This window comes from Geobacillus sp., from assembly GCF_017515625.1.
In the GTDB taxonomy this organism is placed as follows: Bacteria; Bacillota; Bacilli; order Bacillales; family Anoxybacillaceae; genus Geobacillus; species Geobacillus stearothermophilus.
The window spans coordinates 1-20787 of sequence record NZ_JAFWFM010000003.1; the positions used below are offsets into that span (position 1 = coordinate 1).

A 20787-nucleotide genomic window follows, 5' to 3' on the forward strand; every position below is an offset into this window, starting at 1 on the left:
ACAGGAAACGTTGTAACCGTAAAACATCGAGCGTAGATCCGTCTGTTGTGTGTGGAAGCCAAGTACTGCCAACAGACACACCGAGAGAATCGGTAACGATGCAGGCATGACCTGCGTCGTTGGGTAGTTGTCAACCTGCCCAGATGCAACCCCAAGTCAAGGAAGGAGGACGAAGTCCGCTTGTACTTCTGGGGAGTTGCAAGCCCCCACTTCAAGCGTTAGCTAAGTGGGGGTAGTTGACGAGCGCACCGTTTCAATGAGATGCGCCATGTCCCCGGGAAGCGGAGCGGCAAATGTCAACCAGCGGCGCGCAAACGGATGGAAAAACGAGAGCTGACGGCTATGGAGCGCCTGGCGGTCGATCATCTCCCGACTCCCGCCATAGAGGTCATCCCCAGCGAGCGGATGGCCAACATAAGCCAAATGGACGCGGATTTGGTGCGTACGTCCGGTTTCAAGCTGCAGCGACACGTGCGTATAGCCGCGAAGCCGCTCGAGCACCCGGAAATGAGTGACCGCCGGCTTGCCGTCCTCCCGCACTTCGCGGGCGATGATGCTGTCTCCCCGGCGGCCGATCGGCGCATCAATCGTCCCTTCGTCATCAACCATGACACCGTGGCAAATGGCCTCATATGTGCGCGCCACCTTCCCTTTTTGCTGGAGCGTGGACAACAAATGGTGAACGTGGCGGTGCTTGGCAACGAGCACAAGCCCGGACGTGTCGCGGTCCAATCTTGTCACAATATGGACGGTTGAATCGAGCCGCTGCCTTCGGTAATGGTGCAGCAGGCCGTTGGCAAGCGTTCCGCCCGGATGATGGCGCGACGGGATCGTGGCCAACCCGGCCGGTTTGTCAACGACAAGGATGTAATCATCTTCGTACACGATATGAAGCGGCATCTCTTCCGGATCCATCCAATCGCTCGTCCGCTCCGGCGGAAACACAACCGACAGCGTCTCACCGGCGCGCAGCACATGGCGGACGGTGACGGGCCGACCGTCAACCAACAGCGCCCCGCCATGGAATTTAATATCGGTAAGCGCCGTCCGCGAAATGCCGTTCTCTTGCAAAAACTGGCGCAGCAGCTTTCCGTCGTGCTGTTCATCGATGGAAAAGGTCATGGTAAACGGCGGCAATGTTCGTCACCTTTCTGATCAAAAATCTCCGTCTTGCTCATCGTGTTCCATCCACTTTCCTTTGGCGCCGCTAAAACGGAATCGGCATCCGCGCCAAAAGACCATCACCTCGCCGCAAACGGGAAGCGTTGCCTAACCAAGGAGGCGGGTTTTCCCTCAGTCGGCGATAAACGAGTCGCGCACCCGCCGCCAAAACGGAAACGGCCGAAAGCGGGCGAAACGCACCTTTTCATCGGCCACCCGGCATTGAATCGACTTCACTTCTTTATGCAACAGTGACAAATGGTCGATCGTAATTTGAAAATCGACGTGGTTGACCGGCTCGAGTAAACACGTATGGTGCGCCGGCAGCACGAGCGGCGAACCGATTGTCCGAAACACGCGGTTGTTGATCGACGCCATCTCGGTCACTTGAATCGCCTCAAGCGAAGGATGCAAAATCGCGCCGCCGAGCGCTTTATTGTAAGCCGTGCTGCCGGTCGGCGTCGAAATGCACAACCCGTCGCCGCGGAACCGCTCAAACAAATCACCGCGAATTTCAACATCCATGACGAGCGTCCCACTCACACATTTCACCGTGCATTCGTTGAGCGCTAAATACTTCGCCTCGCGCCCACCGTTAATGTAACGAATCGTCACCTCAAGCAGCGGGTACTCCACCACTTGATACGGTGTTTTGGCGATGGCAATCACGAGTTTTTCGATTTCTTCCGGCACCCAATCGGCATAAAAGCCGAGATGGCCGGTATGGACGCCGACAAACGCCGTCTTGTCCAACCGATGGCAATAGCGATGGAACGCGTACAACAGCGTTCCATCCCCGCCGACGGAAATGACCAAATCCGGCGCTTCCTCATCATAGCGCAAATCAAAATCAAGCAAATACGTCTTCATCTTCTGCGCGAGGGCGTTCGACACATCATCCCCTTTTGACGTAATGGCGAAGGCCAGCGGCGCATCAGTTCGTTTCATTGTCCTTCCCCTTTTGCTTCTTGTTTTCGTGAAAAGGCGGCCTGCGCTTCTTGAATTTCAACGCGGATTTTCGACATTTCCTCATCGAGGCGGTAGGCAGCCTCCGCCGCGCGCTGCAGCCGGGCTTTAATATCTTCCGGAAAGCGGCCGCTGTATTTGTAGTTCAGAGAGTGTTCGATCGTCGCCCAAAAGTTCATCGCCAGCGTGCGGATTTGAATTTCCGCCAAAATATTTTTCTCGCCGCGGATCGTCTGCACCGGATACCGAATGACGAGGTGGTATGAACGATAGCCGCTTTCTTTCTTTTGCGTGACATAGTCGCGCTCCTCGACGATTGTAAAATCGTTGCGCTGGCGCAGCAGCTCGACGACCGTTTTAATATCGTCGACAAACTGGCACATGATGCGCAGTCCTGCAATATCTTGCATCTCTTCCTCGAGGCGGTCGAGCGGGATGTTTTTCTTTTGCGCCTTGTCTAAAATGCTGGCAACCGGCTTCACGCGTCCGGTGACAAACTCAATCGGCGAGTGCGCTTCAATCATCTCAAACTGGGCGCGAATGCCTCGCAACTTTACTTTCAGCTCTTCGACTGCCTGCTTATACGGGGCTAAAAACAAATCCCAATGGTTTACCATCGTACCACCTGCCTATCTATTTTCAATTTCCTGACAGCCTGGGCCAAGAGAAAGCATCCGCACCTTCCCAGCGCCGCTTTGACGGTAAGCGGCCTTGGGCGCGCTCCGCCTCCCCTCACGCCCAAAGGCAGGCAACCGGACGGCTCATCCGGTAAAAAACATCTCTTGTACTGCTCGTTCAAGCGCCTCGCCATAGTTGGCGTTGCCGCGAATATTTTCAAGCAAATAAGACAGTTCATCGTGAAACTGTTCAAGCTCAAGCGTCCTCTCTCCACATCGAAGCCAGACCGGCTCCTTGGCGTCAAGCGCCGCCTTTAGCTCAGGCCACCACGGCTTCGGAACCATGACATATAGAAAGCGATCCTCGGTTTCCAATATATACACAAACGCCAATGCATCTGAGTCAACAAGCATATGGCGCTTCGGCATAACACCGGCGGGCAAAACAAGCGCATCATCAACCTTCAGCCAGAGCCGGCCGTCTTTTCGCTCTGCCCGCTCGACGATCCATTTTTCGTTCATGCTTTCTCTCCTTCCACACCAACCATCCGCCCTTTATTTTACCATATTCAGCCTATGCGGGCGAAATAATTGATATTCGCCGAAAAACAGCTGATAATAGAGGGAGACGATGATCTTTCCCGAGGGAGATTTACGATGCATCAAGAGGTCGAAATCGAATTGAAAAACTTGTTAACGGCAGCGGAATTTGCGGCCGTCCGCGCCGCCTTCCGGTTGGATGATGGCGCTTTCTTCCGCCAGGAAAACCATTACTTTGACACTCCGTCATTCGCCTTAAAAGAACGGGCGGCAGCGCTGCGCATCCGGGCGAAAGAAGGGCGGTTTACGCTGACGCTGAAACAAACGCGGGCGGATGGGGCGCTTCTCGAGACGCACGTGCCGCTCACCCCTTCCGAAGCGGAGGCGCTGCTCACGGGCGTGCCGCTGCACGGAACGATCGCGGCCTTGCTTGCGGAACTGGGCATTGATCCATCCAACGTGCGCCATTTCGGCTCTCTTGTCACCGAACGCGCCCAATGGCCGTACGAAGGCGGTACGCTTTTCCTTGACCGCAACTTCTACTTGCAAAGCGAAGATTACGAACTTGAGTATGAAGTGGATCACGTGGAAGCGGGTGAAAAGCGGTTTTTGCGCCTGCTTGAGGCACTCGGCATCCCGCGCCGCCCGGCGCCAAACAAAATCGCCCGCTTTTACGCCCGCATGAAAGAAATGGAGGAAAGACGATGACCGTTTCGCCATTAAAGCTGCTCATCGAATGGCAGGCACTCAATGCGTTCTCACCCGGACGCTCCAGCCTGTTGCCATCGCCGGTGCCATCCTTGTTTTCAAGCTTGCTTGCCGAATCGCTCAGCCGCGGTGAGGAATCTTCTGCCGAGGCGCCTCAAGCTGCCCTAAGCGGTCAGCCCCCGGCGCCCGCCGGCCATCGCAGCGCCCCGCTCGAACATGAAGCGGGTGCTGCAACCAACTCATCTTCTTCTATCGATGCTTTCATCGCGGCGGCAGCGGAAAAATACGACGTTGACCCGCAGCTCATCCGCGCCGTCATTCGCCATGAGTCAAATTTCCGTCCCGATGCGAAAAGCCCGGCTGGAGCGCTTGGACTCATGCAGCTCATGCCAAGCACGGCAAAAATGCTCGGCGTCCACAACCCGCTTGATCCGGCGCAAAACATCGACGGCGGCGTAAAATATTTGCGCCAGCTCCTTGACCGGTACAATGGGAATATCACTCTCGCCTTAGCCGCCTACAACGCCGGGCCCGGGCACGTCGACCGCTATGGGAGCGTGCCGCCATTTGCCGAAACGCGGGCGTATGTCGAACGCGTGTTAAAAAGCTACCGCACATAAACGAGCGGCGCTCGAGTCACTTTGTTTGAGATCCATGCGTGCTGTTGATAAAATAGCAATCAAACGACAACGAATGATTTTCAAACAAAAGGAGCATCCGCGATGGGTGAACAATGGCAAACTCTTTATGAGGCGATCGGCGGAGAGGAGAAGGTTGCGAAACTTGTCGAAGCATTTTACCGTCGCGTGGCCGCGCATCCGGACTTGCGGCCCATTTTCCCTGACGATTTGACGGAAACCGCCCGCAAGCAAAAACAGTTTTTAACACAATATTTAGGCGGCCCCCCTCTTTACACGGCAGAGCATGGACACCCCATGATGAGGGCGCGCCATCTCCGCTTTGAAATCACGCCGAAGCGGGCGGAAGCATGGCTTGCCTGCATGCGGGCAGCCATGGACGAAATCGGCTTGTCCGGGCCGGCGCGCGAACAGTTTTATCACCGGCTCGTACTCACCGCCCATCATATGGTCAATACCCCAGATCATCTGGACAGAAAGGAGCATACCCTTGAGTGAGAAGTTTGCTGGGAAGACGACATCAACTTGCTACCCTTCCCAGCCGCTAGGCAACACGAACAAACCGCTCGAGCTGTATTTGTTTATCGATCCTTTATGCCCGGAATGCTGGGGGCTTGAACCAGTCATCAAAAAACTGACGATCGAATACGGCCGTTTTTTTACCTTAAGGCACATATTGAGCGGAACATGGGCGACATGGGGCGCGCACAAAGGAACAAAGCCGGAGGCAATGGCCAAAGCATGGGAATGGGCGGCTTGCCGCACCGGCATGTCATGCGACGGCAGCGTTTGGCTCGAAAATCGGATTTCAAGCCCGTTCGCCCCATCACTCGCCATTAAAGCGGCGGAAATGCAAGGAAAGCGGGCCGGCCTCCGCTTTTTACGCAAGCTGCAAGAACAGCTCTTTCTCGAAAAACAAAATGTCTCTGATTTGTCGGTGCTCGCCGAATGCGCCGCCGAAGCTGGTCTTGACGTCGATGAATTTCTGCGCGACATGCACTCTCCGGGAGCGGTAAAAGCGTTCCAATGTGATTTGAAAATCACGTCGGAAATGGATGTCGACGAAATACCGACGCTTGTCTTATTTAATGAAAACATTGAAGATGAAGGCATTAAAATTTCCGGATGCTATCCGTATGACATTTACGTCGAACTGATCGCCGAAATGCTTGGCTTCCATCCCAAGCCGTCTCCTCCCCCTCCACTGGAATCATTTTTAAGCCATTTTAAGTCCGTCGCCACGAAAGAAGTTGCCGTTGTGTACAATTGGACCATCCAAGAAGCGGAAACGGAAATGAAAAAGCTGCAGCTGAAACAAAAGGTCGAGCGGGTGCCTGTCAAGCATGGAACGTTTTGGCGCTATATCGAAAAAGCCCGCCTGTAGCGTGCGACCGACAAGAAAAGGCCCGGCCGAAGCCGGGCTTTTTCTTGTTGCCAAGACAACAAAGGGGATGGGAGAAATTGTTCACGGTCAAACAAAGGGGTATCAGGTTTAGGTTTTGTCTTCCGTTCATATCTATATCTTAACAAACGGCCGATCAAATTGTCAACCCATTTGCTCGTTTGTTCACATTATTGTCATAATTCTCCTACGTCATGATCAGGCAGACAAACAGCATATAATCAACTAGGCTCTTCCCCAAAAGTTGTACTTGTTTTTTTCTGAACATACCCTATTTACGCTTGTGAGGGAAAATCAACAAATCAGTGATTTTTGCACATCTTTGTGCAGGAAACCGTATTGCTTGTCAAGTACATGTTGTGGTGAAGAGCCATCAACTAAAGCAAATGGGAAGAGGGGGGGCCATCGCCATGAAGCAGCGCATCGTCTTATCCCTTTGGGCGGCGGCATCCACTGCCGCCTTTATTCTGAACTTGTTGGGCCTCATGCAGCTCCTTCCGCTTTGGGCGACCATGCCGCTTTTGTTTCTCTCCTTGCTTGGATTGGCGACAACATGGAACCGCCGCCATCAGTTTCGTGGATTTCCATCCAAACGAATGCGGCTGTAGCGCCGCATTCGTTTCATTTCTCAAGCAGCTGCTCCATCTCATCAAGCTTCTCCGCAAACACTTGGCACGCTTGGCGGATCGGCTCGGCGCTCGTCATATCAACGCCGGCTTTTTTCAGCACTTCGATTGGGTAGTCCGAGCTGCCGGCTTTTAAAAAGTCAATGTACCGTTTCACCGCCGGTTCGCCTTCCTCTAAGATTTGTTTGCTGAGCGCTGTTGCCGCGCTGAAGCCGGTCGCATATTGGTACACATAATAGTTGTAATAAAAATGCGGAATGCGCGACCATTCCAAGCCGATTTCTTGGTCGACCACAATCTCATCGCCAAAATACTTTTTGTTTAAATCATAATAAAGCGAGGTGAGCGTCTCAGCCGTTAACGCTTCGCCCTGTTGCGCCTTCAGGTGGATCAGATGCTCGAATTCCGCAAACATCGTCTGCCGAAAGACAGTGCCGCGGAATCCCTCAAGATAATGGTTCAACAAGTACAACCGTTTCTTCTCATCATCAATCGTTTTCAGCAAGTGATCGTTCAAGAGCGCTTCATTGCACGTTGACGCCACTTCAGCGACGAAAATCGAATAATGGGCGTACGGATACGGCTGCGTTTTGCGCGTATAGTAGCTATGGACCGAGTGGCCAAACTCATGGACGAGCGTAAACAAGTTGTGAACGTTGTCCTGCCAATTGAGCAAAATGTACGGATGGGTGCCATACGCTCCCGACGAATACGCACCGCTCCGCTTCCCTTTGTTCTCGCGCACATCGACCCAACGGTTGTCAAGCCCTTCTTTGACGATCGCTACATACTCCTCGCCGAGCGGCGCCAGCCCGTCAAGCATATATTGCTTCGCTTCCTCGTACGTCACGTCCATTTTCACATCTTGCACAAGCGGCGTGTACAAGTCATACATATGGAGCTCGTCAAGCCCCAACACTTGTTTGCGCAGCCGCACATAGCGATGCAAAAGCGGCAAATGTTCATGAACCGTGGCAATCAAGTTGTCGTACACGCTCTCCGGGATGTTGTTGGCATCGAGCGCCGCTTGGCGCGCCGATTCATAACGGCGGACGCGGGCAAAAAAGTTATGTTTTTTCACCGTTCCGGCAAGCGTGCTGGCAAACGTGTTTTGAAACTTTTCGTACGTATGGTACACCGCATGGAACGCATCGCGGCGGACACGGCGGTCCGTGCTTTCTAAAAAGCGAATGAACCGGCCGTGCGTGACTTCGACTTCCTCACCGTTTTCATCGATGATCGTCGGAAACGTCAAATCAGCGTTGTTCAACGCGCTGAACGTGTCGGATGTCGCCTGCATCACCTCGGCCGCCTGCGCCAAGATCGCCTCCTCTTCCGCCGACAGCACGTGCGGGCGCTGGCGCGTAATTTCGTCTAACGCGTGCGCATACAAGCGAAGCGGCTCGTATTGTTCCAAAAACGAGCGCAGCACCGCTTCATCGATCGCCAAAATTTCCGGCACGATAAACGCCATCGCGCTCGATGCTTCGCTGTACAAGCTTTTCGCCCGGGCGTCGAGCCCTTGGTAAAACGAGTTAGTCGTATCTTGATCATAGCGCATATGGGCGTATGTATACAGCTTGCCGAGGCGCATCGATACGTCATCTTGGTATTGCAATGCTTCATACAGCACTTCCGGCGATTCGCCAAGCCGCCCTTTGTATTCGCCAAGCTTTGGAATCAGTGCCTTCACTTGTTTGAATTCTTCTTCCCAGGCGTCATCGGTAGGAAAAATGTCCTCAAGCCGCCACGTTTCTTCCACGGGAATCTCGCTTCGCAGCGGCAGCGACTTTTTCGCTTTCTTTTCCTCCACCGTCATCATTCCTCCTTATCCAAATAATCGATACACGAATTATTATTCACCATTCCGTTCATCTTTTCCTGTTTTCTGCTCATTTTTTCCACTCTCCCGAACTCAAGTGTTGACCAATAGCAGCTAAGCGCCGACGTTTGGTGAATTTGCTCAAGAAGCGCAGCATCTTGATGAATCATCTGATCGACGGTCGACGGAAACGACAGCGGCTTCACCAAATGAAGCTGGTCGCCCTCTTCGCGGCGGAGATAGCCGAGCAGGCTCAACCAATGCAAATACTCGCCGACGGCCTCACGATACGTATCCCGGCCGACAAGCGGCAGCCGGCGCGGAACAAGGCGGCCGGTGCGGATTTTGTCATCGAGCCACTGAAATAAAGATACTGCCGTTGCCGGCCGTCCGGTCTTTCCAAGAAGAAACAAAAGGACATACGTTTGCCAAATGAACGGCGCCGTCTCCCATAAATACCCCCGCGGCACTGGCCAGCCTGCTTCGGTCGGAAACAGTGACGGAACGATGCCCGCCTGGTAAAAATCAGCACAAATGCGGCGCACGGTTTGGTTCGGATAAAGCGGAAACGTCCGCCGCCATTGTTTTTTTCGTTCGAGCCATCGCTCCCAAAACTCGGATGGAAGCGGCAGCGGGCAGGGGGCCATCCAATCGGGGAACGAAAACGACGAAAGCGGAATTGAATCGACCACGGCCAATGTTCGCTGCACCGATAGCGGCAACGGGCGAAAAAGACGGATGAAGCGTTTCGTCTCTGGACTGTAGTACCATATATGTGGAACGACTGAATGTGGAGCGCGATGGGCAAACAACCATTGAAACCGGGAGAGTTGCACTTCCCCCGAATATTTTGGCGAACGCCGCAAATGATGGGCTCCTAACACCCACAACGGGCGGATGCCAAGGAGACGGTAGCCGTCATTGCGTTCGCGAAACAGCGATTCATCGATCGTGGAACATTGGTATTCGAGGGCATAAAGGTGTGGGCCATGGCGGAACAATACGTCAGGACGCTGCTTGATGGCGGGCAAATACGGCTCGAGCTTCGCCTCCATGCCTTGGCGAATGAGCCACGCGAATAAGTCTCGCTTCCCAGTTAAGTGACGCTCCGACTCCGGTTCGTGCTCGACCGGGCAGGCCGCCCCTTTTCGATGGGCGAAATGCGGCAAACGGTAGCGGCCCGACCGGAGCACCACTTCTTGACGGCACGCGGGACAAAAAAACGGTTCCTGTCGTTTCAGGCGCATCAGCCCCTCTCGTTCCCATCTTTCCGCCCCGGCAAGCGAAACCGTCCTGCCATCAGCGGCGAGAGCGACAAACAACATGATCACTTCCTTTCCAGTAAAAAATAGTTGTCCGTGAGCGGGAACAGCTGGAATTGTTCTCTGCTGCCCCCCCTTCACCGTTCGGTTCTTCCCTTTTATTCGTTGACCATCGCCGGTTTTCCTGCCCAAAGCCAAACTGCGTCGAAAAAAGTCCGCCGATTCGGCGGACTGGCGTTTACAAGCGGTTGGTTACAACAGAGGCGACAACAGCCGGGAGACCGATTCAGCGATACGCACCCGGAACGGGCGCTGTTGAAACTGTTCGTAGTCGATCATGGAAGCGTGGCGAAAATCTTCCAAAAAGTTGCGGACGAGTTTATGAATGCTGTCGGTATAATACAAAAAGGCGTTCACTTCAAAGTTTAAATGGAAACTGCGCATATCCATGTTCGCCGTGCCGATCGAGGCGAGCTCGCCATCGACGACGATGACTTTGCTGTGCAAAAACCCGCGTTCATACTCATAAATTTTTACCCCTGCCTCGAGCAGCTCGGGAAAATACGAGCGCGAAGCGTAAAAAACGATTTTTTTGTCCGGCCGCTTCGGCGCAAGCAACCGCACATCAATGCCGCTTAGCGCTGCCACTTTCAGCGCCGTCAAAATGTCTTCATCCGGCACAAAATACGGCGAAGCCACCCAAATCGACCGTTTCGCTGCTGTGATCATAGCAAAATACAGCTGCTTAATGACCTCCCACTTTTGATCCGGACCGCCGGCGATGAGCTGGACGCCGCCTTGCCCTTCTTCTACAATGCGAGGCGGCGACAAGTAGTCCGGCGTCAGCAGCCGCTCTCCCGTCATATAATACCAATCTTGCAAAAAAATAAGCTGCAACGTCCGGACTGCTTCGCCCCGGATCAACAAATGCGTGTCGCGCCAAAATCCGAAATACTCGTTTTTTCCTAAATACTCGTCGCCAATATTCAGCCCGCCGACAAAGCCAACACTCCCGTCAATGACGATGATTTTCCGGTGGTTGCGGAAGTTGATTTGGTTGCTTAAAAACGGCAGGCGCACCGGCGAAAACGGGATCATCTCAACCCCGGCAGCGCGCAGCTCTTCGATATAATCGTTCGACAGCTTCCAGCTGCCGACAGCATCATACAAAAAACGGACGCGCACACCTTGACGCGCTTTTTCCATCAAGACGCGCTTCAACTGTTGGCCGATTTCATCATGACGGACAATATAATATTCTAAATGAATATGGTGTTCCGCTTTTTCCAGTTCAGCAAAAATAGAAGAAAATGTCTCCTCTCCGTTCGTCAACACCGCCGTCTGCGAAGCAAGCGAAACCGGATGCTGGCCGATGCGATAAGCAAGGCGCAAAAGCGGACGCTGATGGGGCGCCATCGGCAGCCGTTCGACGGCAATCGGCGACGGCTCTTGAAACTTGAGCAGCACCGCCTCATCAAAATCGGCTTTCTTTTTATAGCGCCGTTGTTGCCAATAGTTGCGTCCGAACAATAAATAAAACAAAAAGCCGACAATCGGAAAGCTCCCCAGCACCGCCAGCCAAGCGATCGTGTGCGCCGGCTTTCGATTCTCAAGAGAAATGACCAGCGCAATAAAGATGACGGAACAAGACATCAATACGCTGAAAAGACCAAGCAGCTTCCCTTCCCAAAACCCGTTCGTCAATGCCAGCAACGCGCCGACAATGACGACGAGAATCGCCACTCTCGATGTGTTTCGCAACAAAACCCCTCCACCCGGCTCTTCATGATGGCCGTTTTTCTTCCGCTAACGTAGAAAACGCCGATTTCTGGCGGCGAAATCGGCGGAATGGAAACATTATAAGGCTGGAAAATACGTTTTGATCGTTTCAAGTGCATTGTCGCCCATAATTTCAGTCCCGTATTCTTCAAGTCGATAAATCGTCAGCTGGGAATCTCTTCCGTATTCCAACAGAAGGCTGAGCATATTGTCCACTTCCTGCTCGGTGTAGCGCTCGTCAAACTCCACGAACAAGTAATAGCGGCCTTCAAATTGGAACAGGCGATTCGACAACCGAGAGAAGTCAGCGCGATGGGCCAAGGAAATGACATCCTCGATATCCTTGAACGAAAGGATGAATTGAAGGACATCTTGCTCTTCTCTCTCCTCGGCGTCCCCGTTTTGACCAAAGTGGAAATGGTGGCCGAACAGCGATTCCACCTTTTCACCAGCTGACAACGAAAACTCGCGCCATTTCTCTTCTGGAAGCGGCAGCTCGAGCTTGCTTCCGTCTTTGGACAACTGCGCTTTCGTCACGACGACTTCAAGACCTTTTTCGAGCGCCTGCACTTGGATCCAAAGCGGGCCATCGAGCGAAAAATCGCTTTCCCCATGAACTTCATCCATCATTTCCCAAAATAATTCTTCGCTTCGTTCCCGATTGTACCAAATTTCCTCGCGGTCAAAGCCGCGCTCCTCTATATCAACATAGGAAATGTAGAACTTCACCGTATGTTCATTGATGCGTTCGATTTCCATTTCTCAACTCTCCCTTCTAAAACAGAGAAGTAAAAAAGGAAGGGATTGTGCCCCTGAAACTATTTAAATCAAAACTTATGATCTTGTACTTTTATTTTATGATAAAAAGCGAAAGAAGGAAAATAAAAAAACGCATTTTAAAAAATTGGTTATGAAACCGGCCATGCCCTACTATAATGATGATGAACACGAACGGAATGAGGGACGCCTATGGTGGATGAATACATCGTTTCTATCTTGCTGATTATCGGCATTGATGTCATTCTTGGCGGGGACAATGCGGTTGTCATTGCGTTAGCGAGCCGCAACTTGCCGGAACAAAAGCGGAACATCGCCATTGTCCTCGGCACGGCGCTGGCGATCGCCGTCCGCATTTTGCTGACCGCAGCGGTCGTATGGCTGTTGACCATCCCGTTTCTGCAGCTAGCTGGCGGCCTCCTCCTGTTTTGGATCGCCTTGAAGCTCATGGGGAAAAAAGACGAAAAACATGCCGCCATTAAAGCCGAACCGTCGCTTTGGAAAGCCGTCCAGACGATCGTCGCCGCCGATGTCGTTATGGGCATGGACAACGTCATCGCCATCGCCGGAGCATCCCAAGGCCATATGGGGCTTGTCATCTTTGGCTTTCTTTTTTCTGTTCCTATCATCATTTTAGGCAGCAAAATCATCCTTTATGCCATGGAACGGTTTTCGTTTCTGATTTATGCCGGCGGCGCCCTTTTGGCATACACAGCCGGAAACATGATCACTGCCGAAGAGCGGCTGCGTCCGTTTTACGACCCGCGCTGGGAGGCGTTGTTTCCGGTCTTAACGGCCATTCTTGCCGTTTTGCTCGGCTTGGCGGCCCACCGCCGGTCGCGCGCCACATAAAGCAAATGATAAAAAACTTCTACATGGCAGACCATGTAGAAGTTTTTTTATTACCCGTTCACCAGCCGCTGCGCTTCACGAAGCTGATACGCCCGCACTTTGCGCGGCAGAAAGCGGCGGATTTCATCTTCGTTATAACCGACTTGCAGCCGCTTTTCATCAATGATGATCGGCCGGCGCAAAATTCCTGGGTTTTTCTGAATCAGCTCGTACAAATCTTGCAGCGGCAAAGCTTCCAAGTTAATGTTCAGCTTCTGGAATACTTTCGAACGGGTCGAAATGATTTCGTCCGTTCCCGTTTCCGTCATCCGCAAAATTTCTTTAATCTCTTCAACCGTGAGCGGTTCAGAGAAAATATTGCGTTCTACATAAGGAATATTGTGCTTCTCGAGCCACGCCTTCGCCTTCCGGCATGACGTGCAGCTCGGTGATGTGTATAGCTTGACCACTTCGATCACTCCTTTTGACAAGGAATCCCTTGCTTCCCTCGTCCGTCAGACGACAGACGTGCACCGCTATGCCGGTTTGACGTCTGACAGCATAGCGACACGGCCTGGACGCCAGTCTGGCGATCAGCCGCTTTGCCAATCGTTTGCAAATTGAAATGACTTCAACATAATATATTATACAATACATCGGCCAAGAAAGATATAGTTTTTCGATGATAAATGCAATTTTCTTTCCTCTTCCAAAGTGAAGGCAAATCCTCTACAATCAAAGTAGAAAAGGAAAAGGGAGGAAGAACCGATGGCCGGCTATTTCATCGACTTTGCCATTGCTTCGGCATTGATCGTCGTCCTCACCGCATTGATGGGGAATATCAGCAACACGATCGGAGAGCGGTTGTTCGGCCGAAACAAAAGTGGAAAGCATGTCGAGGCCTCCCGCCGCATCCAACAAGGATGGAAAGTCGTCGGGGGAAAAAAATAACGCGCCAAAACAGGCGCATAGGTGGGCGCCGCTCTTTCACCGTTCGCATCATGCAGCGGTGAAAGAGCGGCGCTTTTTTCGATTCGGCTAGGCATACATCGCCCGATACCGCTTATACTCTTCCTCCGAACAAAGCACAAAATGGCCAGGCGTAATTTCGCGGAATTCAAGTTCCTCTCCATCTTTGTAGCCATGTTGCGCCGGATCGTAAACGATCCGCTTGCGCGTCCGCTCCGTTTCCGGATCAGGAAGCGGAATGGCCGACAAGAGCGCCTTCGTGTATGGGTGGATCGGATTGCGGTACAGCTCTTCCGATTCAGCGAGCTCGACCATTTTCCCGAAATACATCACGCCGATCCGGTCGCTGATGTATTTGACCATCGACAAGTCATGGGCAATAAACAAGTACGTCAACCCTTTTTCACGCTGCAGGCGCTTCAGCAAGTTGACGACTTGCGCCTGAATGGAAACGTCCAGCGCCGAGATCGGCTCATCGGCGATGATGAATTCCGGTTCGACGGCGAGCGCCCGGGCGATGCCGATCCGCTGGCGTTGCCCGCCGGAAAACTCATGCGGATAGCGGCTCGCATGCTCGCGGTTCAACCCGACCGTCTCAAGCAGCTCATAGACGCGCTGCATCCGCTCCTCTTTCGTTTTCGCCAATCCGTGGATGTCAATACCCTCAGCGATAATGTCGGCGACCGTCATCCGCGGATTCAACGACGCATACGGATCTTGGAAAATCATTTGCATTTTTCGGTTTAACTCTTTCAGCTCTTTTTTTGATTTTTTGCCGTGTACGTTAACGCCGTTAAACAGTACTTCTCCGTCTGTCGCCTCATACAGCCGAATGATCGTCCGCCCCGTTGTCGACTTGCCGCAGCCCGACTCGCCGACAAGGCCGAACGTTTCTCCTTTATAAATGTCAAACGTGACGCCGTCGACCGCTTTCACCACCTCGCCGCGGCCGGCCGGGAAGTATTGTTTTAAGTTTTTCACTTCAAGCAGCTTTTGCTTAGCCACGCGGCTTCCCTCCTTTCCGGGCGACGATGTCAGCAAACCGTTTCATCCGTTCGCGCACGATCGCCGGCGGTTCCACTTTCGGTGCCTTTTCATGCAACAGCCATGTCGCCGCATAGTGCGTATCAGACACTTGGAACATCGGCGGCTCGAGCTCATAGTCGATTTTGAGCGCATACGGATTGCGCGGCGCAAACGCATCGCCTTTTGGCGGATTTAACAAATCCGGCGGCGAGCCCGGGATCGAATACAGCTCCGTATCTTTATGATCAAGGCTCGGCATCGAGGCGAGCAATCCCCAGGTGTACGGATGTTTCGGATTGTAAAAAATTTCATCCACCGTGCCGATCTCCACGATTTTCCCGGCATACATCACCGCCACTCGGTCGGCCATGTTGGCGACAACCCCTAAATCATGGGTGATGAAAATAATCGACATGCCGAGCTTTTTCTGAATGTCTTTCATCAACTCCAAAATTTGCGCCTGAATCGTCACATCCAGCGCGGTCGTCGGTTCATCAGCGATCAAAATTTTCGGATTGCACGCCAAGGCGATGGCGATGACAACACGCTGGCGCATTCCGCCGGAAAATTGGTGCGGGTATTGCTTCATGCGCAGCTCGGCGTTTTTAATGCCGACCAGCTGCAATAGTTCAATCGCCCGTTTGCGCGCTTCCTCTTTCGACAGCTTTTGATGTTTTAAAATTGCTTCCATAATTTGCTTTCCGATCGTCATCGTCGGGTTGAGCGACGTCATCGGATCTTGGAAAATCATTGAAATTTTCGCCCCGCGGATCGATTGCATGTCTTTCTCCGACAGCTTGGTCAAGTCTTTTCCTTCAAATAAAATTTCCCCTTGCTTGATTCGGCTCGGCGGCGTCGGCAACAGGCGCATCAACGCTTTTGAAGTCACTGATTTCCCAGACCCTGACTCGCCGACGATCGCCAGCGTTTCTCCCTTATACAAGTCGAACGTGACGCCGCGAACCGCCTGCACTTCACCGGCGTGGATGTCAAAGGAAATATGCAAATCGTTCACCTGCAAAATTTTCTCCATCGGTTTCACCCCTTCCGTCGGTTATTTGCGCATTTTCGGGTCGAGTGCATCGCGAATTCCGTCTGCCACCAAGTTGAAGCTTAAAATGAGCAAGCTGATGACAACGGCCGGAATAATCATTAAATGCGGATATGTTTGGATCGATTTGTATCCGTCATTGACAAGCGAGCCAAGCGACGCTTCCGGCGGACGGATGCCAAGGCCGATAAAGCTCAAAAACGCCTCAGTGAAGATGGCCGATGGAATCGTGAACATCGTCGTAATAATGATCGGGCCGATGACGTTCGGGATCAAATGTTTGAAAATAATCCGTGATGTCGGCGCTCCGAGCGTCCTTGCCGCCAGCACGTATTCCATGTTCTTTAATTTCAACACTTGTCCGCGCACGATCCGCGCCATCGTCGTCCAACCGGTAATGACCATCGCCAGCGTGATGGAAATGATTCCAGGCTCAAAAATCAAAATGAACAAAATGACCATAATTAAATACGGGATGCCGTTTAAAATTTCGATGATCCGCTGCATCACATTGTCGACGCGGCCGCCATAGTAGCCGGAAATGCCGCCGTACGCAATCCCGATCAATAAGTCGATCAACGCCGCCAGCAAACCAATGTAAAGGGAGATACGCGTGCCATACCACGTCCTCACCCACAAGTCGCGTCCTAAGTCATCCGTGCCAAACCAATAGTACTCTTTCACGCCGCGCTGTTTATACACATCAACGCCGCTCGCATCCCGGCCGTCAAACGGAAGCCAATGAATATGTTCAAGCACCGGGATTTTCGGTGGAAGTTTCGCATGCCGCAAGTTTTGATCTTTATACGTCCGGTCGCTCGCCATCGGGGCGATGATCGCCATGAGCGCCAAGATGATAATCATCACGAGCCCGACGATCGCTGCCTTGTTTTCCCGAAGGCGAAGCCAAGCATCCTGCCAAAACGTCAAGCTTGGACGATTGATTTTTTCCTGCTCACCAACGTTCGGCGGGGCGGGCTGAAACCATTCCGGTGACAGTTGTTCGTATTGTTGTTTCGCCATCATTTTTTCCCTCCCGCTAACCGGATGCGTGGGTCGACAACCCCGTACAACACATCAACGATGAATACTGCCAAAATCAACAAGGCGGAATAAAACAACGTCGTTCCCATAATAACCGGGTAATCGTTCAGTTCAATCGAACGGACAAACTGTTCCCCAAGACCAGGGACAGCAAACAGTTTCTCAATGACAAGCGTTCCCGTCATTAAATTGACGGTCATCGGTCCTAAAATGGTAATGACGGGGATAAGCGAGTTGCGGATGGCGTGCTTGATGATAACCCCCGCCTGGCTGATCCCTTTCGCCCGAGCCGTCAAAATGTAGTCAGAGCTTAACACTTCCAGCATTTCTGTGCGCATAAAACGGGCGATGCTAGCGATGACCCCGACAGACAGCGCCAATGTCGGGAGAATCGTATATTTGAAGCCTTCCCAAAAAGCGACCGGAAGCCATTGCAGTTTCACAGCGATAAAATATTGCAAAAACCCCCCTAACACAAACGACGGAATCGAGGCGCCCAACACCGCAATGACCGTAGCGGTGTAATCTTCCCAATGATTATGTCGAATCGCCGCGACAATTCCGAGAATCAACCCAACGATCGTCCCAAACACAATCGCCTGAAACCCGAGCTGGGCCGACGGGCCGATTCGATCGCTGATGAGCTCTGTCACGGGGCGGTTGTCATATTGGAACGATACCCCCAAGTCTCCTTTCAACAAATTCCCTAAATATTGAATGTATTGAACCGGCACGGGCTTATCCAATCCGTACTCTTTTAAAATAAGCGCCTTCTGTTCCGGCGTTAATTTCTCTTGGTTCTGAAGCGGCGAACCAGGCAACAGCTTCATTAAAAAGAACGTCAACGTCGCAATGATAAACAACGTGATAATCATATAAACGAACCGCTGAAGCGTATACCGCGCCATGACCGCACCTCCTCTGCTTTTCTATAATCTTCGTTGTTTTTCGACATTTTTCGCCTTGGCAGGCAAAAGGAGAGTATATGCCTAGGCATATACTCTCCTCCTCATTTTCATTCAAGAGAACAACGGATTACTCGACATACGCCCATTTCAAGCTGTAGTCGGCGCCGAATGTATGCGTGACGAAGTCTTTGACATACTCGCGTTGCAAATAGGCAGCGCCGCGTTGGTACAGCGGAGCGATCGGCATTCCTTCAAAGACGATTTTTTCTGCTTTCAGCATCGCATCCCAACGAGCTTGCTGATCGTTGGCAAGCGTCGTTTGCGCGTCTTTGATCAGCTTGTCGTATTCAGCGTTCGACCAACCCGTTTTGTTGTGCGGGCTTGTCGACGTCCAAAGCTGCAGGAACGTCATCGGGTCTTGATAGTCCGGACCCCAGGCGGAGAACGACAAATCATATTGCATGTTGCTTTCGAGCTTCAGTTTTTGCGCGAACGGCTGCTGTTTAATGTTGACCGTCAAGCCCGGCAAGTTTTGCTCAAGCTGCGCTTTGACGTACTCGCCGATTTTCTTCGCGTTGTCGGTGTCATAGTTCAGCAATTCAAGCGTAAATTTGTCTTTGCCCAGCTCTTTTTTCGCTTGCTCCCACAATTTTTTCGCTTCATCCGGATTGTAATTGACCAAATCGCCATTCACATCGCGGAAGTCTTTGCCATCCGGACCGGTGACGAAGTCTTTCGGAACGGTGAACTTCGCCGGAATCGAACCGTTGTTCAAGAGCGTATCGACCATCGCTTGCGTGTCGATGGCCATCGCAATCGCTTTGCGGGCGTTGACGTTGTTCAACGGTTCTTTTTTCGTGTTCATGCGCAGCCAATAGAGCGACGGATCCAATTTCGTATGGAAGTTTTTGTCGTTTTTGTACTTATCCACGAACTCCGCCGTCAAGCCGACGCGGTCCGCTTGTTTTGTTTCATACAAGTTGACGGCTGTCGCCGTGTCTTTCACGACTTTCACATTGACTTTTTCCAGCTTGACGTTGTCTTTGTCCCAGTAGTTCGGGTTTTTCGTATATACCCAACCTTGTTCGTGCTTCCACTCGCTCAACACGAACGGGCCGTTGTACAATGTTGTATTCGCCTCCAATCCATATTTGTCGCCTTGAGCTTTGACAAATTTTTCGTTTTGCGGCATAAACGTGCCAAACGCTGTCAAGCCGACGAAATACGGAACTGGGTTTTTCAGCTCGACTTTAAGGGTGTAGTCATCAAGGGCTTTGACGCCGACTTGGTCAAGCGGCACCTTGCCTGTGTTGGCTTCTTCCGCGTTTTTAATGTCGTACATGATGTACGCATATTCCGATTTCGTCTTCGGATCAAGCACGCGCTTCCAGGCGAATTCGAAATCGTGCGCCGTCACCGGATCGCCGTTGGACCATTTCGCATCTTTGCGAAGCTTGAATGTATACGTTTTGCCGTCTTGGCTCACTTCATAGCTTTCCGCGATCCCTGGCACCGGCTTGTTGTCTTTGCCTAAACGGTACAGACCTTCCATGACGTTGTTCAACACGATAAACGATACTTGGTCGGTAGCGAGCGCCGAGTCAAGCGACGGGATCTCTTGGCTTTCAAGCAAGTTCAGCACCTGCTCCTTTTTCTCCGCCGGCTTTTCGCCGCCCTGGCCGCCTTGAGCGTTGTTGTTGTCCTTGCCTCCGCCACACGCCGCGAGGAACGTTGACAGCGCGAGAAGCAGGACGAGGAAGAAAGAAAATCGCTTCTTCACTAAAAACCCCCCTTAGGTTTATGTAGTGTATTACAAATCTTCTGAACCGTTTGATTTCAGAAGATTGTACTTACATCGCTTATTATATCCTGTGATAGTATATTTGAAAAGGATTTTTTATTTCCTTAAAATAAAAAAATTCAAACTACTTACAAACGGGAGAGGATCGGATTGCATTTACACCTGCATTGTAACGACTTTTGCCACCATTGTAAACAAAAAAGTAAACAAAAAATTTCTGCCTACAGAAAAAAGAAAACGCTTACAATATGATTTTTTTTGCCCTTCCTTTCAGCTTCGAAGCAAATCTCTCCTGAACTTCCAGGTTATTCTATATTTTTCAATATAATTTTGTTAATAATTTTGACAATCTTCCCGCCCACATGATTTATGATAAAATAAGCAGTGAGAAGGGAAAGGCGGGAACAGACGATATGAAACAAACGGCTGTGCGGACTGGATGGCTCGTCGTTGCGATGCTGGCGGCAAGCGCACTCATCGTAATAGGGCAAGGAGCATGGAGTACGGTGGCCTTTATTAACGTTTCGTTTTTGCTCTCCCTTTTGCCTCTGTCGCTCGGCGGGCTTTTGTTTGTTTATGAACGCGGGTTTTTCAACGGATTCGCATACGGGTTTCGCCGATTGCGCAGAAGCAGCGCGAGGGTGGAGCGGTATCTTGAGGAAGCGGCAGCAGAACATGAATCGGATGAGCTGCTCGGTCCGCGGCGTTTCGCCATCACGTATCCGCTTCTCTTTTCTGGTCTGCTTCTGTTTTTGGCGATGATTGCCGCCGGATATGCCGTGCAATAAGGTTGCAACAGCTGAATGTTTTCCGTATAATATAAGGCAAATCTAGGATCAGCCGAGCGATGAGAAAGAAG

22 protein-coding genes and 1 other annotated feature (1 of these 23 only partly in view) are annotated in these 20787 nt (G+C 51.9%); of the genes, 8 read left to right on the forward strand and 14 right to left on the reverse strand.

The window, feature by feature from the left end; genetic code table 11:
- Window positions 1-222 precede the first annotated feature (222 nt).
- From IKE44_RS00195 to IKE44_RS00210, 4 genes are all read right to left on the reverse strand, one after another.
- Complete coding sequence (locus IKE44_RS00195; protein WP_033010446.1) at window positions 223-1137, reverse strand: RluA family pseudouridine synthase; 915 nt, start codon at window positions 1135-1137, stop codon at window positions 223-225.
- Window positions 1138-1293: 156 nt separating this feature from the next.
- Window positions 1294-2109: an NAD kinase gene (locus tag IKE44_RS00200; RefSeq protein ID WP_287464643.1), complete on the reverse strand. Its 816-nt coding sequence runs from the start codon at window positions 2107-2109 to the stop codon at window positions 1294-1296.
- Window positions 2106-2744, reverse strand: a complete 639-nt coding sequence (gene yjbM / locus IKE44_RS00205; protein ID WP_033010443.1) for a GTP diphosphokinase — start codon at window positions 2742-2744, stop codon at window positions 2106-2108. The genes IKE44_RS00200 and yjbM overlap by 4 nt, the downstream gene beginning before the upstream one ends.
- A 144-nt stretch (window positions 2745-2888) precedes the next feature.
- Complete coding sequence (locus tag IKE44_RS00210) at window positions 2889-3266, reverse strand: UPF0738 family protein (protein WP_055358026.1); 378 nt, start codon at window positions 3264-3266, stop codon at window positions 2889-2891.
- Window positions 3267-3401: 135 nt separating this feature from the next.
- Here IKE44_RS00210 and IKE44_RS00215 point away from each other — a divergent pair, with 135 nt between their 5' ends.
- The 5 genes from IKE44_RS00215 (at window position 3402) to IKE44_RS00235 (ending at window position 6640) form a co-directional block, all read left to right on the forward strand.
- The gene (locus IKE44_RS00215; RefSeq protein ID WP_033010440.1) at window positions 3402-3992 is read left to right on the forward strand and encodes a CYTH domain-containing protein; all 591 of its coding nucleotides are present in this window, start codon (window positions 3402-3404) and stop codon (window positions 3990-3992) included.
- Window positions 3989-4612, forward strand: coding sequence for a lytic transglycosylase domain-containing protein (locus IKE44_RS00220; RefSeq protein ID WP_232854454.1), 624 nt, complete (start codon window positions 3989-3991; stop codon window positions 4610-4612). The genes IKE44_RS00215 and IKE44_RS00220 overlap by 4 nt, the downstream gene beginning before the upstream one ends.
- A gap of 102 nt (window positions 4613-4714) precedes the next feature.
- Entirely contained in the window at window positions 4715-5128 is a 414-nt protein-coding gene (locus tag IKE44_RS00225; RefSeq protein WP_033015658.1) for a globin domain-containing protein, read from the forward strand.
- A complete protein-coding gene (gene spxH, locus IKE44_RS00230; RefSeq protein ID WP_033015657.1) occupies window positions 5121-6014 on the forward strand; it encodes a ClpXP adapter protein SpxH in 894 nt (297 codons plus the stop codon). The genes IKE44_RS00225 and spxH overlap by 8 nt, the downstream gene beginning before the upstream one ends.
- 428 nt (window positions 6015-6442) lie before the next feature.
- Complete coding sequence (locus IKE44_RS00235) at window positions 6443-6640, forward strand: hypothetical protein (RefSeq protein WP_033015654.1); 198 nt, start codon at window positions 6443-6445, stop codon at window positions 6638-6640.
- A 13-nt stretch (window positions 6641-6653) separates the two neighbouring features.
- On the opposite strand, the gene pepF is transcribed toward IKE44_RS00235, so the two are convergent.
- The 4 genes from pepF to mecA form a co-directional block, all read right to left on the reverse strand.
- Window positions 6654-8477 carry an oligoendopeptidase F gene (gene pepF, locus IKE44_RS00240; protein ID WP_033015653.1) on the reverse strand — a complete coding sequence of 608 codons (1824 nt, stop codon included), beginning with the start codon at window positions 8475-8477 and terminating at the stop codon, window positions 6654-6656.
- Entirely contained in the window at window positions 8477-9805 is a 1329-nt protein-coding gene (locus tag IKE44_RS00245) for a competence protein CoiA (RefSeq protein ID WP_033015650.1), read from the reverse strand. The genes pepF and IKE44_RS00245 overlap by 1 nt, the downstream gene beginning before the upstream one ends.
- Before the next feature lie 189 nt (window positions 9806-9994).
- Window positions 9995-11503, reverse strand: a complete 1509-nt coding sequence (gene cls, locus IKE44_RS00250) for a cardiolipin synthase (protein ID WP_049624940.1) — start codon at window positions 11501-11503, stop codon at window positions 9995-9997.
- Window positions 11504-11599: 96 nt separating this feature from the next.
- Window positions 11600-12280: an adaptor protein MecA gene (gene mecA, locus IKE44_RS00255; protein WP_033015647.1), complete on the reverse strand. Its 681-nt coding sequence runs from the start codon at window positions 12278-12280 to the stop codon at window positions 11600-11602.
- A 210-nt stretch (window positions 12281-12490) separates the two neighbouring features.
- On the opposite strand from mecA, the gene IKE44_RS00260 reads away from it, so the two are divergent.
- The gene (locus IKE44_RS00260; protein ID WP_049626045.1) at window positions 12491-13150 is read left to right on the forward strand and encodes a TerC family protein; all 660 of its coding nucleotides are present in this window, start codon (window positions 12491-12493) and stop codon (window positions 13148-13150) included.
- 50 nt (window positions 13151-13200) lie between these two features.
- Here IKE44_RS00260 and spxA read toward each other — a convergent pair whose 3' ends face one another.
- The gene (gene spxA / locus IKE44_RS00265) at window positions 13201-13599 is read right to left on the reverse strand and encodes a transcriptional regulator SpxA (RefSeq protein ID WP_011230318.1); all 399 of its coding nucleotides are present in this window, start codon (window positions 13597-13599) and stop codon (window positions 13201-13203) included.
- Window positions 13600-13897: 298 nt separating this feature from the next.
- Between spxA and IKE44_RS00270 the strand changes: the two genes are divergently transcribed.
- Window positions 13898-14080, forward strand: a complete 183-nt coding sequence (locus tag IKE44_RS00270; RefSeq protein ID WP_049626044.1) for a hypothetical protein — start codon at window positions 13898-13900, stop codon at window positions 14078-14080.
- 87 nt (window positions 14081-14167) lie between these two features.
- Here the strand turns inward: IKE44_RS00270 and IKE44_RS00275 are convergent, their stop codons facing one another.
- From IKE44_RS00275 to IKE44_RS00295, 5 genes are all read right to left on the reverse strand, one after another.
- The gene (locus tag IKE44_RS00275; RefSeq protein ID WP_033015644.1) at window positions 14168-15103 is read right to left on the reverse strand and encodes an ABC transporter ATP-binding protein; all 936 of its coding nucleotides are present in this window, start codon (window positions 15101-15103) and stop codon (window positions 14168-14170) included.
- Entirely contained in the window at window positions 15096-16157 is a 1062-nt protein-coding gene (locus tag IKE44_RS00280) for an ABC transporter ATP-binding protein (protein ID WP_049624938.1), read from the reverse strand. Before IKE44_RS00280 ends, IKE44_RS00275 begins: the two co-directional genes overlap by 8 nt.
- A 21-nt stretch (window positions 16158-16178) precedes the next feature.
- Window positions 16179-17201 (reverse strand): oligopeptide ABC transporter permease, encoded by a 1023-nt coding sequence (gene opp3C / locus IKE44_RS00285; RefSeq protein ID WP_049624937.1) that lies wholly within the window; start codon window positions 17199-17201, stop codon window positions 16179-16181.
- Entirely contained in the window at window positions 17198-18127 is a 930-nt protein-coding gene (gene opp3b, locus IKE44_RS00290) for an oligopeptide ABC transporter permease (protein ID WP_011230313.1), read from the reverse strand. Before opp3b ends, opp3C begins: the two co-directional genes overlap by 4 nt.
- Before the next feature lie 127 nt (window positions 18128-18254).
- Entirely contained in the window at window positions 18255-19907 is a 1653-nt protein-coding gene (locus IKE44_RS00295) for a peptide ABC transporter substrate-binding protein (RefSeq protein WP_049624936.1), read from the reverse strand.
- Window positions 19908-20341: 434 nt separating this feature from the next.
- Here IKE44_RS00295 and IKE44_RS00300 point away from each other — a divergent pair, with 434 nt between their 5' ends.
- Window positions 20342-20716, forward strand: a complete 375-nt coding sequence (locus IKE44_RS00300; protein ID WP_049624935.1) for a DUF3899 domain-containing protein — start codon at window positions 20342-20344, stop codon at window positions 20714-20716.
- Between the two features lie 50 nt (window positions 20717-20766).
- Window positions 20767-20787: a binding site (T-box leader), on the forward strand; it runs 213 nt beyond the window's last position.

Bases quoted from the DNA above. Each gene is read 5' to 3' on its own strand.
- IKE44_RS00200 (WP_287464643.1), bottom strand. From the start codon at position 2,109: ATGAAACGAACTGATGCGCCGCTGGCCTTCGCCATTACGTCAAAAGGG.
- yjbM (WP_033010443.1), bottom strand. From the start codon at position 2,744: ATGGTAAACCATTGGGATTTGTTTTTAGCCCCGTATAAGCAGGCAGTC.
- IKE44_RS00210 (WP_055358026.1), bottom strand. From the start codon at position 3,266: ATGAACGAAAAATGGATCGTCGAGCGGGCAGAGCGAAAAGACGGCCGG.
- IKE44_RS00215 (WP_033010440.1), top strand. From the start codon at position 3,402: ATGCATCAAGAGGTCGAAATCGAATTGAAAAACTTGTTAACGGCAGCG.
- IKE44_RS00220 (WP_232854454.1), top strand. From the start codon at position 3,989: ATGACCGTTTCGCCATTAAAGCTGCTCATCGAATGGCAGGCACTCAAT.
- IKE44_RS00225 (WP_033015658.1), top strand. From the start codon at position 4,715: ATGGGTGAACAATGGCAAACTCTTTATGAGGCGATCGGCGGAGAGGAG.
- IKE44_RS00235 (WP_033015654.1), top strand. From the start codon at position 6,443: ATGAAGCAGCGCATCGTCTTATCCCTTTGGGCGGCGGCATCCACTGCC.
- pepF (WP_033015653.1), bottom strand. From the start codon at position 8,477: ATGACGGTGGAGGAAAAGAAAGCGAAAAAGTCGCTGCCGCTGCGAAGC.
- IKE44_RS00245 (WP_033015650.1), bottom strand. From the start codon at position 9,805: ATGTTGTTTGTCGCTCTCGCCGCTGATGGCAGGACGGTTTCGCTTGCC.
- mecA (WP_033015647.1), bottom strand. From the start codon at position 12,280: ATGGAAATCGAACGCATCAATGAACATACGGTGAAGTTCTACATTTCC.
- IKE44_RS00260 (WP_049626045.1), top strand. From the start codon at position 12,491: ATGGTGGATGAATACATCGTTTCTATCTTGCTGATTATCGGCATTGAT.
- IKE44_RS00270 (WP_049626044.1), top strand. From the start codon at position 13,898: ATGGCCGGCTATTTCATCGACTTTGCCATTGCTTCGGCATTGATCGTC.
- IKE44_RS00280 (WP_049624938.1), bottom strand. From the start codon at position 16,157: ATGGAGAAAATTTTGCAGGTGAACGATTTGCATATTTCCTTTGACATC.
- opp3C (WP_049624937.1), bottom strand. From the start codon at position 17,201: ATGATGGCGAAACAACAATACGAACAACTGTCACCGGAATGGTTTCAG.
- opp3b (WP_011230313.1), bottom strand. From the start codon at position 18,127: ATGGCGCGGTATACGCTTCAGCGGTTCGTTTATATGATTATCACGTTG.
- IKE44_RS00300 (WP_049624935.1), top strand. From the start codon at position 20,342: ATGAAACAAACGGCTGTGCGGACTGGATGGCTCGTCGTTGCGATGCTG.